Raw genomic sequence first — 13409 nt, 5'->3', positions numbered from 1 at the left:
CATCCGGCAACCACTCTTACCCCAAATCCGCCATCAGCACTTTTGAGCGCCGCTGATAGTTGTACATCTCTTTCTTGCTTTCCGGCAGCAGGTCGATATCCACTGGCGTGAAGCCGCGCTCCTGGAACCAGTGGATGCTGCGGGTGGTCAGTACGAACAGCTTACTCAGTCCCATTTGCCGGGCCTGCGCGGCGATCCGCTCCAGCAATACTTCCCCGCGTGACGAACTACGGTAGTCCGGATGTACCGCCACACACGCCATTTCGCCAATCCTCTCTTCAGGGAAAGGATACAGAGCGGCACAGGCGATAGTCAGGTTATCGCGCTGAATAATGGTGAATTTGTCGATCTCCATTTCCAGTTGCTCGCGGGAGCGGCGGACCAGAATGCCTTGTTGTTCCAGCGGACGGATCAGCTCCAGAATGCCACCGATATCGTTAATGGTGGCGCGGCGAATTTGCTCGGCGCTTTCCATCACGATTTGCGTACCGATGCCATCGCGGGAGAACAGTTCCTGCAGCAATGCGCCATCTTCCTGATAGCTGATCAGGTGGCAGCGGCGTACGCCACTGCGACAAGCTTTCACCGCACCGCGCAGGAAGCGCACCGTGCCTGAGCTGTAGTCACCTTTCTCTTCCTGTGACTCGACGCGCGCCTGGGCTTCGTTAGGGAACAATTCGGAAATAATATCGCCATCATCGTTGGTGACCCCCTGGGAGGAGCAAAAACCAATCATTTTCTCCGCTTTCAGTTTGATAGCCAACTGCGTGGCGACCTCTTCTGACGTCAGATTGAAGCTCTCACCGGTAACGGAAACGGCGACTGGTCCCATCAGGACTATCGCGCCACTGTCCAGTTGACGGTGAATGGCCTCTTCATCAATACGACGAATACGCCCGCTATGGCAGTAGTCCACGCCGTCATCAACGCCCAGCGGCTGGGAGATAATAAAATTCCCGCTGACCACATTGATATGCGCACCCTGCAATGGCGTATTATTCAGGCTCATCGACAGGCGAGCTGTAATATCAAGCTGAAGTAATCCCGCAGCCTGTTTGACCAGCTCCAGCGTTTTAGCGTCGGTGACGCGCGTATTTTTGTGGTACACCGGTTCATGATGATGCGCCGCAAGATTGGCATCAATCTGCGGTCGTGCGCCATAGACCACGACAAGGCGGATGCCGAGGCTATGAAGAAGCCCAATGTCATTGACGATACTGGAAAAGTTTTCATGCTCGATGGCTTCGCCGCCCAGCATAATGACAAACGTTTTTCCCCGATGGGTATTGATATAGGGAACAGAATGGCGGAATCCCTGTACCAGTTCGGTTCTACGCTCCTTCACCACGGCACACCCTCATTGCATTATTATTCGTAATTTGTGTATTTTTATTCTGTTTTGGCGCCGTGCGCAAGCGTAATTTTTACCCATGCCGCAGATTTTTTTCAGTAATGCCGTGAATATAAAAAGAATGTTTACCCTTTTATAGATGACAGATTATGCGTCATTCGCTAAAGTTTCCGGTCAATTCGGACGTTTTACGTATTACTTCAATAAAGATTTCTTTTGCTCGGGAGAAGCATGTCGGGATCCAATTCAGCAATTAGTCGCCGTCGTTTACTGCAAGGTGCGGGTGCTATGTGGCTTTTAAGCGTCAGTCAGGTCGGTCTGGCTGCCGTGAGTCAGGTCGTTGCCGTACGTATCTGGCCGGCGTCCAGTTATACCCGCGTCACGGTGGAATCCAACCGTTTGCTGAAATACAAACAGTTTGCCCTGAGTAATCCTGAGCGTGTGGTTGTCGATATTGAAGGCGTTAATTTGAACTCGGTGCTTAAGGGCATCGGCGCGCAGATTCGTCCTGACGATCCCTATATTAAGTCGGCGAGAGTCGGGCAATTTGACCCGCAGACCGTGCGGATGGTGTTCGAGCTGAAACAGAATGTGAAGCCGCAACTCTTTGCCCTGGCTCCCGTAGCCGGTTTTAAAGAGCGTCTGGTCATGGATCTTTATCCTGCCAATGCGCAGGATGTTCAGGACCCGCTGCTGGCGTTGCTGGAAGATTACAACAAGGGCGATCTGGATAAACAGGTGCCGCCTGCGCAAAGTGGTCCGCAGCCGGGTAAAGCGGGGCGCGATCGTCCGATTGTCATTATGCTGGATCCCGGGCACGGTGGAGAAGACTCCGGTGCGGTGGGGAAATACAAGACGCGTGAAAAAGATGTGGTACTGCAAATTGCCCGTCGCCTGCGAGCCCTTATTGAGAAAGAGGGCAACATGAAGGTCTTTATGACGCGTAATGAAGATATATTCATTCCGCTAAAAGTGCGTGTGGCGAAAGCGCAGAAACAGCGTGCGGACCTGTTTGTCTCTATTCACGCCGATGCCTTTACCAGCCGGCAACCCAGCGGCTCATCGGTGTTTGCGCTCTCCACGAAAGGGGCAACCAGTACCGCGGCAAAATATCTGGCCCAAACCCAGAACGCCTCGGATCTCATCGGTGGCGTTAGCAAAAGCGGTGACCGTTATGTCGACCACACCATGTTCGATATGGTGCAATCGCTGACCATCGCCGACAGCCTGAAGTTTGGCAAAGCGGTGCTGAATAAGCTCGGGAAAATTAACAACCTGCATAAGAATCAGGTTGAGCAAGCCGGGTTCGCGGTGCTGAAAGCGCCGGATATTCCCTCTATCCTCGTGGAAACAGCATTTATCAGTAACGTTGAAGAAGAGCGTAAACTGAAGACGGCGACCTTCCAGCAGGAAGTGGCGGAGTCGATTCTGGCAGGGATTAAAGCCTACTTTGCCGATGGTGCGACGCTGGCGAGAAGGGGATAACAAAAAAGCGCTGAAAAGCGCTTTTTTTAACGAACTACAGATACAAAAAAACACCCGTTAAGGTGTTTAATGTGTTGGTTGCGGGGGCCGGATTTGAACCGACGACCTTCGGGTTATGAGCCCGACGAGCTACCAGGCTGCTCCACCCCGCGTCCGTCTTTTTGCTTCGTATTTCAAACCACATCTGCGTTGGCTTTCCTCGTTCACCTCAGTCACTTACTGGAGTAAGCTCCTAAGGATTCACTGCGTCGCCGCCTTGCTGTGATTCGAACTACTTTGCAAAAATATTGCAGCAAATGTGATTGGTTGCGGGGGCCGGATTTGAACCGACGACCTTCGGGTTATGAGCCCGACGAGCTACCAGGCTGCTCCACCCCGCGTCCGTCATTACTCTTCCATCGAGTAACGTTACTGCTTCTGATTTTAATTGGTTGCGGGGGCCAGATTTGAACTGACGACCTTCGGGTTATGAGCCCGACGAGCTACCAGGCTGCTCCACCCCGCGTCCGTCATTACTCTTCCATCGAGTAACGTTACTGCTTCTGATTTTAATTGGTTGCGGGGGCCAGATTTGAACTGACGACCTTCGGGTTATGAGCCCGACGAGCTACCAGGCTGCTCCACCCCGCGTCCGTGGATGCGCACTATACTCTGCTCGCATTTTCATGCAACCCTTTTTTCACCTTGATCACGTTTTAAGGGTGAAAATGAACAAAAACAACGCATTCTGGATTGTTTTTTGCGCAAAATTTGCGTTCGGGTATGCATACGCATTTCATTAGGTACGGGGGTTTGTTATCTTCGTCTCGCATTCAGGCAACATAAGACGAGAACAATGAAAGGACGTTGGGCAAAATATCTTCTGGCGGGAGCAGTCGTTGCGATGCTCGCCGCGTGTTCCTCAAAACCCACCGATCGTGGGCAGCAGTATAAAGACGGGAAATTTACCCAGCCTTTCTCACTGGTGAACCAGCCTGATGCGGTTGGCGCGCCAATCAATGCCGGTGATTTCGCCGAGCAGGTTAATCAGATCCGCAGCGCTTCGCCGCGTTTGTACGGTAACCAGAGCAACGTCTACAACGCTATCCAGCAGTGGTTACGTGCGGGCGGTGATACGCGCAGCATGCGTCAGTTTGGTATTGACGCGTGGCAAATGGAAGGGGCGGACAATTACGGTAACGTTCAGTTTACGGGTTATTACACGCCGGTTATTCAGGCGCGCCACACGCGTCAGGGTGAGTTCCAGTATCCTATCTACCGCATGCCGCCAAAACGCGGGCGTTTACCGTCTCGTGCCGAGATCTACGCAGGCGCGCTAAGCGATAATTATATTCTGGCGTACAGCAACTCCCTGATGGACAACTTCATTATGGATGTTCAGGGCAGTGGCTATATCGATTTTGGCGACGGTAGCCCGCTTAACTTCTTTAGCTACGCCGGGAAAAACGGCCATGCCTACCGCAGTATCGGGAAGGTGTTGATCGACCGTGGCGAAGTGAAAAAAGAAGATATGTCGATGCAGGCCATTCGCCACTGGGGAGAAACGCACAGCGAGGCCGAAGTGCGTGAGCTACTGGAGCAGAACCCATCGTTTGTCTTCTTTAAGCCGCAATCTTTTGCGCCGGTGAAAGGGGCCAGCGCGGTACCGCTGATTGGCCGTGCATCCGTGGCTTCTGATCGCAGTATCATTCCTGCGGGTACCACGTTACTGGCGGAAGTTCCTTTGCTGGATAATAACGGTAAGTTCACCGGTCAGTACGAACTGCGCCTGATGGTGGCGCTGGACGTGGGCGGTGCGATTAAAGGCCAGCACTTTGATATCTATCAGGGCATTGGCGCTGACGCCGGACATCGTGCCGGGTGGTATAATCACTACGGCCGCGTATGGGTGCTGAAGTCATCCGGCAACGCGGGTAACGTATTTAGCGGTTAATTGCCGGATGGCGCTTCGCTTATCCGGCCTACATTACTGTGTAGGCCTGATAAGGCGTAGCCGCCATCAGGCAGTGATGCAGTCATCAAGGGCGGTATTTGTCCGCTCTTTTTGTTTTCTATATTTGAGGTTCTATGTCTGTGGTTATCAGTGACGCCTGGCGTCAGCGTTTTGGCGGCACGGCGCGGCTATATGGCGAAAATGCGCTGCAGTTATTTGCCGGAGCGCATGTTTGCGTGGTCGGGATTGGCGGTGTGGGATCGTGGGCGGCGGAAGCGCTGGCGCGTACCGGCATTGGCGCGATTACGCTGATCGATATGGATGATGTTTGCGTCACCAATACTAACCGTCAGATCCATGCGCTGCGCGATAACGTTGGTTTAGCGAAAGCTGAGGTGATGGCGGAACGTATCCGCCAGATTAACCCGGAGTGCCGGGTGAACGTGGTCGATGATTTTGTTACGCCAGATAACGTTGCTGAATATATGAATGCGGGATTTTCGTATGTCATCGATGCGATTGACAGCGTGCGCCCGAAAGCGGCGCTCATTGCGTACTGTCGGCGCAATAAGATTCCGCTGGTAACCACCGGCGGTGCGGGCGGGCAGATCGATCCGACGCAGATTCAGGTGGTTGATCTGGCAAAAACCATTCAGGATCCGCTGGCGGCCAAGCTGCGTGAGCGACTGAAGAGTGATTTTGGCGTGGTGAAAAACAGTAAAGGCAAGCTGGGCGTGGACTGCGTGTTCTCGACCGAGGCGCTGGTTTACCCGCAGGCAGATGGCTCGGTGTGTGCCATGAAGGCGACGGCGGAAGGGCCGAAACGTATGGATTGCGCCTCAGGGTTTGGCGCCGCCACCATGGTGACGGCTACCTTTGGCTTTGTTGCTGTTTCCCATGCGCTGAAGAAGATGATGGCGAAAGCGGCGCGCCAGAGTTGATTGTGTCGGATGGCACTATGCTTATCCGACCTACGGTTCGTGCGGTGTTGTAGGCCGGGTAAGACGCATCAGCCGTCGTTATCCGGCTTGCCGGGCAGCATCAAGAATCGCCTCGTTCAACGCATGCAGGCCCTGGCTCCGCGAGGCGCTGAGCTGCCCGCTTAACCCTAACTCGTCAAATAACGCCATCGGTGAATGCGCCAGTAACTCCGCTGCGGTTTTACCTTCAACGGCGGTGAGTAATACCGCCAACAGCCCGCGAACAATACGGCCTTCGCTGTCGCCGAAGAAATGCAGAGTGCCATTCTGGTGCAGGGTATATCCCAGCCAGACGCGGTTTTCGCATCCCGCAATCTCTTTTGCCTGCGCCCTTAGCGCCTCCGGCAGCGCCGGAAGCTGCTTGCCCAGCAGAATTAGCTGACGATATTTATCCTCCCACTGGGTGAGCGGGGCAAACGTAGTACGCAACGTATCTTCAGTTACGGTTGTGCCAAACGGGTGTCCGGCGAATAAAGGGCTTGTCATTAATCCACCAATATTTCCAGCGCGCGGTCAACGGCTGCGACCAACGCATCCACATCACTTTGCGTATTATAGGGCGCAAAAGAGGCGCGTAGGGTCCCGGATACGCCCAGCTCCGCCAGCAGTGGTTGTGCGCAGTGTTGCCCTGCGCGCAGCGCAATGCCATATTCGGCCAGCAGCGTCACCATATCACTGTGATGAACGCCAGCGAAATCAAAGGCTAACAGACTAGAGTCCTGACAACGGAAGGAACGAAAACCGGGACGTTTCGCCAGGGCGTCTTCTGCCAGCGTCGCCAGACCCCGGCTCCAGTTTTCGGCCTGCGCAACATCGACATCCGCCAGCCATTCGAGCGCCGCGCTTAACCCGATGACGCCAGCTACGTTAGGCGTACCGGCCTCCAGCTTCCAGGGGGCCGCCTGGGTAGTGAAACCGTCAAAGCTGACTTCGCTAATCATCTTGCCGCCGCCGAGCCACGGTGACATGGCTTCCAGTAATTCTGGCTTACCATACAGTACGCCAATACCGGTAGGGCCATACAACTTGTGGCCCGAGAAGGCATAGAAATCAATATCTAACTGCTGCACGTCGGCGGGGAAATGCACAATTCCCTGCGCGCCATCAACCATTACCACCATGCCAGCCGCATGGGCGAGCGTAATGGCGCGGGCTAAATCCGGACAACCACCGGTAACGTTCGACATCTGCCCCAGCGCCAGAATGCGACTGCGCGGAGTGATGAGTTCAACCAGACGCTCGACGTCCGGTAGCAAATGGGCGTTGAGCGGGAGTTTGACTACTCTGGCTCCCGTTTGCTGAGCCACCATCAGCCAGGGAACGAGATTGGCATGATGTTCCGCCACGCTGACGATAATCTCATCGCCCGGGCGTAAGCGCGGCCGCGCATAGCTTTGGGCAACCATATTGATAGCTTCCGTCGTGCCACGGGTCCAGACTATCGTTTTGTCATCCGGGGCGTTGATCAGGCGTGCGGCTTTTTCCCGCGCGGCCTCATAGCGCGCGGTCAGGCGTTGCGCTTCGGCAAACTGACTGCGATGCACGTTCCCGGCGCTCAGGCTATAGAATTGCTGGGTCGCCTCAATCACGGCTTGCGGCTTCAGTGCAGTAGCAGCGCTGTCGAGATAGACGCCGGCATCGTTGAGTGCGGGAAATTGCGCACGAAACTGCGCGGGATTAAATGCGTTCATGATCATCCTCAGTTCAATAAACCGATCGTCGCGCAAAACAGGCGCTGACACAAGAGTTGTGCTAACCATCGGAATACTCTGGATATCCTGGCAAAGTCCTCACAGTGTCTTATGCTAAATAGCGTTAGGCGAGCAATTTTGCCTGTTACGGAGTGTGTTTTTAATAGCATAAATCGCTTTAAGGAGAAGAAGATGAAAAAGACTGCCGCAATTATCTCTGCCTGTATGCTGACTTTTGCCCTGAGCGCCTGTTCTGGATCGAATTACGTGATGCACACCAACGATGGTCGATCAATCGTATCTGATGGCAAGCCACAGACCGACAATGAAACGGGAATGATTTCGTATAAAGACGCTAACGGCAACAAACAGCAGATCAACCGTACCGATGTGAAAGAGATGGTAGAACTGGATAACTAACCGGTCGCCATCGACATAAAGTCGGACAAAAAAAAGCACCGCAATTTGGCGGTGCTACATTAATCACTATGGACAGACAGGGTAAATGTACAGGAAGTGAAAAAGGGTAGCTTTGCTACCATGGTCTGAATCGCAGACCAATTGCAAACACAACAACACAACATCACAACCGTAAGCCAAAAGCCCACCAGAACACGCATTCCGATAAAACTTTTCGTTCCGGCTTCAGGAAGTGCCGCCACTATAGGTATTTGCTGGTAGAACCTCAACGGACAATTTATAATGGCTCAGATAAAAAAAACTAATAGGTTACATCCTGTTAGATAATTGTTAAATTCATTTAACATCAAAGCCTAAAAGTCATGTCAAAACGATTACCACCCCTAAATGCATTGCGTGTTTTTGATGCCGCAGCGCGCCATTTGAGCTTTACCCGCGCAGCGGAAGAGCTTTTTGTGACGCAGGCCGCAGTAAGTCACCAAATCAAGTCACTCGAGGATTTCCTGGGGCTGAAGCTGTTTCGTCGACGCAATCGATCTCTGTTGTTAACAGAAGAAGGTCAAAGCTATTTCCTCGACATCAAAGAGATTTTTTCGCAATTAACTGACGCGACGCGTAAACTTCAGGCACGCAGTGCAAAAGGTGCGCTTACCGTTAGTTTATTGCCCAGTTTCGCGATCCAATGGCTGGTGCCCAGACTCTCTAGCTTTAACTCAGCTTATCCGGGAATCGATGTCAGGATCCAGGCGGTGGACCGTCAGGAAGACAAACTGGCTGATGATGTTGATGTGGCAATTTTCTACGGACGCGGCAACTGGCCGGGTCTGCGCGTTGAAAAATTGTACGCAGAATATTTATTGCCGGTCTGCTCGCCGCTGTTACTCACCGGTGATAAACCACTGAAGACGCCGGATGACCTGGCAAAACACACATTGTTGCACGATGCGTCGCGGCGTGACTGGCAAGCCTATACGCGCCAGCTTGGCCTGAATCATATTAACGTACAGCAGGGACCTATCTTCAGCCATAGCGCCATGGTGCTACAGGCTGCTATCCATGGACAGGGGATTGCGCTGGCGAATAACGTCATGGCGCAGTCCGAAATTGAAGCCGGACGTCTGGTCTGTCCGTTTAACGATGTTCTGGTCAGCAAAAACGCGTTTTATCTGGTTTGTCATGACAGTCAGGCAGAACTGGGTAAAATAGCCGCCTTCCGTCAGTGGATACTGGCGAAAGCGGCCTCGGAACAAGAAAAATTCCGCTTTCGTTATGAACAATAAATTACGTAGGGTATTAACATGACCAGCCGTTTTATGCTGATTTTTGCCGCCGTAAGTGGTTTTATCTTTGTGGCGTTGGGCGCCTTTGGGGCACATGTTCTGAGTAAAACTCTTGGTGTTGTAGAAATGGGTTGGATCCAGACTGGCCTTGAGTATCAGGCGTTTCATACGCTGGCTATCTTCGGGCTGGCCGTCGCCATGCAGCGACGCATTAGCATTTGGTTTTACTGGAGTAGCGTGTTCCTGGCATTAGGGACGGTGCTGTTTAGCGGCAGCCTGTATTGCCTCGCGCTCTCTCATTTACGCCTGTGGGCGTTTGTTACCCCCGTCGGCGGTTTCAGCTTCCTTGTAGGCTGGGCGCTGATGCTAGTGGGCGCTATTCGATTGAAACGTAAGGGCGTTAGCCATGAATAAGGTTGTATTGTTGTGTCGCCCGGGTTTTGAAAAAGAGTGCGCCGCAGAAATTACGGATAAAGCAGGACGTCGGGAAATCTTCGGTTTCGCCCGCGTAAAAGACAATGCGGGCTATGTGATCTTCGAATGCTATCAGCAGGACGATGCCGAAAAGTTAGTGAAAGAACTGCCGTTTAGCTCGCTGATTTTTGCCCGTCAGATGTTTGTTGTGGGCGAACTGCTGCAATATTTACCGCCGGAAGATCGTATTACGCCAATTGTCGGCATGTTGCAGGGCGTGGTGGAAAAAGGCGGCGATCTGCGGGTCGAAGTCGCCGACACCAATGAAAGCAAAGAGCTGGTTAAGTTCTGCCGTAAATTTACCGTACCGCTGCGCGCGGCGCTGCGTGAAGCGGGCGTACTGGCAAAATATGAAACACCGAAACGTCCGGTGGTTCACGTTTTCTTTATCGCTCCTGGCTGTTGTTATACCGGTTATTCCTGGCCTGACAATAACTCCCCGTTCTACATGGGGATTCCGCGCCTGAAGTTCCCGGCCGATGCGCCGAGCCGCTCAACGCTGAAGCTGGAAGAGGCGCTGCATGTGTTCATACCAGAAGATGAGTGGGACGAGCGTCTGGCCAACGGCATGTATGCCGTGGATTTAGGCGCATGTCCGGGCGGTTGGACCTATCAACTGGTTAAACGCAACATGTGGGTTTATTCCGTGGATAACGGTCCGATGGCGCAAAGCCTGATGGATACAGGGCAAGTCACCTGGCTGCGCGAAGACGGATTTAAGTATCGCCCGAATCGTAACAACATCTCATGGATGGTGTGCGACATGGTGGAGAAGCCAGCGAAGGTTGCCGCGCTGATGGCGCAGTGGCTGGTCAACGGCTGGTGTCGCGAGACGATCTTCAACCTCAAGCTGCCGATGAAAAAACGTTATGAAGAGGTATCGCAGAATCTGGCCTATATCCAGGCACAGCTTGATGAGCATGGCGTCAATGCCCAGATGCAGGCACGTCAGCTGTATCATGATCGGGAAGAAGTGACCGTACACGTGCGTCGTCTGTGGGCGGCCGTCGGCGGTCGTCGGGACGAGCGATAACGCTAAACATAGATCGGATGGCGGCGTAAACGTCTTATCCGGTCTATGTTGTTTCAATCAGCTGTGTATCTGACACGATATGCGTCACATCATCCAGATGCCCAATCCGGGCCTCCCCGGAACGATTAAACTTACTTTTATCGATCAGCAATAAAGATTGCGATGCGCGCTTAAGCAGAATGGATTTGAATTCTGCGTTGGTGGCATTGGAGTCCCAGAGCGCGCCATCGCTGTCGATCCCTTCGCAGGAAAAAATAAACAGATCGATATCGAGGGATTTTAGCTGCGAGATGAGCGCGGAATTAACATAACAGCCGTATTTACGTTCAAGGCGGCCGCCAGAGCTGATGAGCTGAATGTGTTCGCGTTTAGCTAATTCCTGGCAAATGGGTTGGCTGTTGGTGAAAACGAGAATGTCGATGTCCGGTAGCTGACGCGCCAGATACCAGCAGGTTGAGCTGGCGTCTAAGGCGATCACCATTCCTTCTTCAATCCATGCCAGCGCTTCCCGCGCAATATCCGCTTTGTGCGCATAGTGACTTTTGAGTCGAATATGAAACGGGTCGCCACTGTCCTGATTTTTCCGATGAATGGCCTTGGCCCGCCCGTGATTGCGTAGCACTTTGCCCTGGGTTTGTAATTCACTGAGATCGCGGCGGATGGTCTCTTTGCTGACGTTTAGCTGCAAAGACAGGGCTTCGGTTGTCAGGCTTTTGTGGTGGGTAAGCAGATCTACAATTGCCTGCTGGCGCGCCGCTTTCATGTTCTGATCCTCATCTTATGCAGAATGCCCGTATCAGACGGGCATTCTGACCAGAGATTATGGCGTTACCCCTTTTTTTAAAAGAATATTCCCGTACTTTGCCCGCTCTCCTGTGATAACGATCGCAAACGCCTTTTGCGCGCGTTCGTAAAAGGCATAGCGGTCAATACGCGTGATGTCTGGGCAGGGGGCCTGCAAGGAAAGCGCCTGACGATAGCGAGCCTCGACGTCAGGATCGAGAGCGTCGCCTTCTACTGCGGCCATCATCACCAGCGGCGGGGCGTAGCTGTCCAGTTCAAAAAGCGGAATAATCGCCTGCAGCAGATCGCTGACCAGCAGACCGTCGGCGCGAATCACCTGCGGTCCCATGCTGTGAGCCGGAAAATGGGCATCGGAAAAGATAATCTCATCGCCGTGACCCATCTCAGCCAGCACCTTCAGCAGGTCGGGAGAAATTAAGGGTGATATCGTTTTGAGCATGTTACTCGACTCCTGTCAGTTCGGATTCGGTTTGCGGATAGAAGTAACGGTACTGGTAGCGCACCTGGGCACGAGCCTGTTCCGGGGAGGTAAATTCACCCATACCTGACCAGGCAAACATCGCGGCGCCTGCCACAGTGGTTTCGGCGTCATCCAGCACTTTGACAGGGATCCCGAGAACGTTCGCTTTAATCTGGTTCCACAATGCGTTACGGCTGCCCCCGCCAACCAATAACAATTCAGAGGCCTGGAAATGACCGATTTTTTCCAGCGTGTGCAAATTCCGCTGCAACTGTTCTGTCAGTCCTTCCAGCGCGGCACGATAAAAATGCCCGCGGGTGGTATTGAGCGTAACCCCTTGCCAGCCCGCATTCTGAGAGGTCAGCAGGTTGCAGTGCATCTTGACGCCTTCTGCGCCAGCAGGAATGGACCGGGCTTCGTCAATCAGCGTCTGCCAGGGCGTTTCGGCAGTCCAAAACAGCTTACGCACCCATTCGAGTACACCGGAGGCCAGCCACTGCATGCCGGGATTGTACAGTCCGGCCTGGCTATCTAATTCACAAGTGGAACCCGCATAACGGCTGAGCAGAGAGGTGTCCACCTGCGCACTGCGCACCATCAGAATTTCCCATGTACCGGAAGAGAGCACCGGTTCGTCTGGCTGAGCCCCCGCGCCAAACAGCGCAAACTGCGTGTCGTGCCCAGCAGATATCACCGGAATACCCACTGGCAGCCCGAGCAGGCTGGCGGCCTCGTGTTGCAGTGCCCCAATCTGTTCGCCCGCTTCCACCAGACGTGGAAACAGTCGGCGCGGTATGCCGGTTGCCTGCAAAATGTCATCACTGAAATCGCGTTGCTGGATGTTCAGCATCTGGCTGGTGCCCGCCATAGTGATATCTGTGGTGAACTCGCCGGTTAAACGGTGGTTGATAAGCGACGAAATAAACAGCCAGGCGTGTGCCTGTTCGAGCAGTTGTGGATGGTTTTCTTTCAGCCACACCAGTTTATACAGCGTGTTGAAGCTGAACGCGCCGACGCCGGAGATTTCCTGCAGTTGCTGGGGCGACATGTAGCGATGGATGTTTTCCATCACAGCTGCGGTGCGCGGGCACTTCCAACTGATTACCGGATATAACTGCCTGCCGTGTTGATCGACCAGCGCACCGTCTACGCCGAAGGTGGTGACGGCGATCCCGCAGATACGGCAATTGACCAGTTGCGTGGAGAGCCGCTGACAGCAGTCGGCGAAGCGTTGCAAAATGGCTTCCAGCGACCACTGATGCCAGGCGCCGTTCTCCACGGCAATATCACTGGCGTTGGGCGTTGAGGCGCGGGCGATAATTTTTCCCTGTTGGTCAACGGCAATGGCCCGCACGTTGGTTGCGCCACAATCGAGGACCAGAATAACGTCTTGTTTCATAATCGCTCCCGAGACGTTGCCGGATGGCGGCGTAAACGCCTTATCCGACCTACACGTTGTGCTCCTGTAGGCCCGGTAAGCTTGCGCCACCGGGCGGAG

At 53.6% G+C, this 13409-nt stretch carries 13 protein-coding genes and 4 tRNA genes; 7 read left to right on the top strand and 10 right to left on the bottom strand.

What is annotated here, in order from left to right; genetic code table 11:
* Positions 1-16: 16 nt before the first annotated feature.
* A complete protein-coding gene (argA, locus tag FDX04_RS06975) occupies positions 17-1348 on the bottom strand; it encodes an amino-acid N-acetyltransferase (RefSeq protein ID WP_061382378.1) in 1332 nt (443 codons plus the stop codon).
* Between the two features lie 234 nt (positions 1349-1582).
* Here argA and amiC point away from each other — a divergent pair, with 234 nt between their 5' ends.
* A complete protein-coding gene (gene amiC, locus FDX04_RS06970) occupies positions 1583-2836 on the top strand; it encodes an N-acetylmuramoyl-L-alanine amidase AmiC (RefSeq protein WP_042310761.1) in 1254 nt (417 codons plus the stop codon).
* 75 nt (positions 2837-2911) lie between these two features.
* Here the strand turns inward: amiC and FDX04_RS06965 are convergent.
* From FDX04_RS06965 to FDX04_RS06950, 4 genes are all read right to left on the bottom strand, one after another.
* Positions 2912-2988: transfer RNA gene (locus tag FDX04_RS06965), tRNA-Met, on the bottom strand.
* Between the two features lie 151 nt (positions 2989-3139).
* Positions 3140-3216: transfer RNA gene (locus tag FDX04_RS06960), tRNA-Met, on the bottom strand.
* Positions 3217-3264: 48 nt separating this feature from the next.
* A tRNA-Met gene (locus FDX04_RS06955) sits at positions 3265-3341 on the bottom strand.
* 48 nt (positions 3342-3389) lie between these two features.
* Positions 3390-3466: transfer RNA gene (locus FDX04_RS06950), tRNA-Met, on the bottom strand.
* 205 nt (positions 3467-3671) lie between these two features.
* Between FDX04_RS06950 and mltA the strand changes: the two genes are divergently transcribed.
* Entirely contained in the window at positions 3672-4769 is a 1098-nt protein-coding gene (gene mltA / locus FDX04_RS06945) for a murein transglycosylase A (RefSeq protein ID WP_137349455.1), read from the top strand.
* A gap of 134 nt (positions 4770-4903) precedes the next feature.
* Positions 4904-5710, top strand: coding sequence for a tRNA cyclic N6-threonylcarbamoyladenosine(37) synthase TcdA (tcdA, locus tag FDX04_RS06940; RefSeq protein WP_042310757.1), 807 nt, complete (start codon positions 4904-4906; stop codon positions 5708-5710).
* A gap of 78 nt (positions 5711-5788) precedes the next feature.
* Here tcdA and csdE read toward each other — a convergent pair whose 3' ends face one another.
* Complete coding sequence (gene csdE / locus FDX04_RS06935) at positions 5789-6235, bottom strand: cysteine desulfurase sulfur acceptor subunit CsdE (RefSeq protein ID WP_137361261.1); 447 nt, start codon at positions 6233-6235, stop codon at positions 5789-5791.
* Positions 6235-7440: a cysteine desulfurase CsdA gene (gene csdA / locus FDX04_RS06930; RefSeq protein WP_137361260.1), complete on the bottom strand. Its 1206-nt coding sequence runs from the start codon at positions 7438-7440 to the stop codon at positions 6235-6237. Before csdA ends, csdE begins: the two co-directional genes overlap by 1 nt.
* A 192-nt stretch (positions 7441-7632) precedes the next feature.
* Between csdA and FDX04_RS06925 the strand changes: the two genes are divergently transcribed.
* The 4 genes from FDX04_RS06925 to rlmM all read left to right on the top strand — a co-directional run bounded on the left by FDX04_RS06925 (position 7633) and on the right by rlmM (position 10647).
* Positions 7633-7860, top strand: a complete 228-nt coding sequence (locus tag FDX04_RS06925; protein WP_016154261.1) for a YgdI/YgdR family lipoprotein — start codon at positions 7633-7635, stop codon at positions 7858-7860.
* A 362-nt stretch (positions 7861-8222) separates the two neighbouring features.
* Positions 8223-9140 carry a glycine cleavage system transcriptional regulator GcvA gene (gcvA, locus tag FDX04_RS06920; protein ID WP_038633269.1) on the top strand — a complete coding sequence of 306 codons (918 nt, stop codon included), beginning with the start codon at positions 8223-8225 and terminating at the stop codon, positions 9138-9140.
* A gap of 18 nt (positions 9141-9158) precedes the next feature.
* Positions 9159-9554: a DUF423 domain-containing protein gene (locus FDX04_RS06915; RefSeq protein WP_003034037.1), complete on the top strand. Its 396-nt coding sequence runs from the start codon at positions 9159-9161 to the stop codon at positions 9552-9554.
* Positions 9547-10647, top strand: a complete 1101-nt coding sequence (rlmM, locus tag FDX04_RS06910; protein WP_038633266.1) for a 23S rRNA (cytidine(2498)-2'-O)-methyltransferase RlmM — start codon at positions 9547-9549, stop codon at positions 10645-10647. The genes FDX04_RS06915 and rlmM overlap by 8 nt, the downstream gene beginning before the upstream one ends.
* A gap of 43 nt (positions 10648-10690) precedes the next feature.
* Here the strand turns inward: rlmM and fucR are convergent, their stop codons facing one another.
* From fucR to fucK, 3 genes are read right to left on the bottom strand one after another with little or no spacing between them, the layout of a single operon-like run.
* Complete coding sequence (gene fucR, locus FDX04_RS06905; RefSeq protein ID WP_137361259.1) at positions 10691-11410, bottom strand: L-fucose operon activator; 720 nt, start codon at positions 11408-11410, stop codon at positions 10691-10693.
* 57 nt (positions 11411-11467) lie between these two features.
* Entirely contained in the window at positions 11468-11890 is a 423-nt protein-coding gene (fucU, locus tag FDX04_RS06900; RefSeq protein ID WP_003840383.1) for an L-fucose mutarotase, read from the bottom strand.
* A 1-nt stretch (position 11891) separates the two neighbouring features.
* Positions 11892-13310: an L-fuculokinase gene (gene fucK, locus FDX04_RS06895; RefSeq protein ID WP_137370682.1), complete on the bottom strand. Its 1419-nt coding sequence runs from the start codon at positions 13308-13310 to the stop codon at positions 11892-11894.
* Positions 13311-13409 lie beyond the last annotated feature (99 nt).

Origin of the sequence: Citrobacter sp. wls615 (assembly GCF_005281355.1) — a bacterium.
GTDB classification, from domain to species: Bacteria; Pseudomonadota; Gammaproteobacteria; order Enterobacterales; family Enterobacteriaceae; genus Citrobacter; species Citrobacter werkmanii.
Note: the sequence above shows the minus strand (reverse complement) of the source record. Positions and strands in the feature narration are given on the sequence as shown.

Bases quoted from the DNA above. Each gene is read 5' to 3' on its own strand.
- amiC (WP_042310761.1), top strand. From the start codon at position 1,583: ATGTCGGGATCCAATTCAGCAATTAGTCGCCGTCGTTTACTGCAAGGT.
- mltA (WP_137349455.1), top strand. From the start codon at position 3,672: ATGAAAGGACGTTGGGCAAAATATCTTCTGGCGGGAGCAGTCGTTGCG.
- tcdA (WP_042310757.1), top strand. From the start codon at position 4,904: ATGTCTGTGGTTATCAGTGACGCCTGGCGTCAGCGTTTTGGCGGCACG.
- csdE (WP_137361261.1), bottom strand. From the start codon at position 6,235: ATGACAAGCCCTTTATTCGCCGGACACCCGTTTGGCACAACCGTAACT.
- csdA (WP_137361260.1), bottom strand. From the start codon at position 7,440: ATGAACGCATTTAATCCCGCGCAGTTTCGTGCGCAATTTCCCGCACTC.
- FDX04_RS06925 (WP_016154261.1), top strand. From the start codon at position 7,633: ATGAAAAAGACTGCCGCAATTATCTCTGCCTGTATGCTGACTTTTGCC.
- gcvA (WP_038633269.1), top strand. From the start codon at position 8,223: ATGTCAAAACGATTACCACCCCTAAATGCATTGCGTGTTTTTGATGCC.
- FDX04_RS06915 (WP_003034037.1), top strand. From the start codon at position 9,159: ATGACCAGCCGTTTTATGCTGATTTTTGCCGCCGTAAGTGGTTTTATC.
- rlmM (WP_038633266.1), top strand. From the start codon at position 9,547: ATGAATAAGGTTGTATTGTTGTGTCGCCCGGGTTTTGAAAAAGAGTGC.
- fucR (WP_137361259.1), bottom strand. From the start codon at position 11,410: ATGAAAGCGGCGCGCCAGCAGGCAATTGTAGATCTGCTTACCCACCAC.
- fucU (WP_003840383.1), bottom strand. From the start codon at position 11,890: ATGCTCAAAACGATATCACCCTTAATTTCTCCCGACCTGCTGAAGGTG.
- fucK (WP_137370682.1), bottom strand. From the start codon at position 13,310: ATGAAACAAGACGTTATTCTGGTCCTCGATTGTGGCGCAACCAACGTG.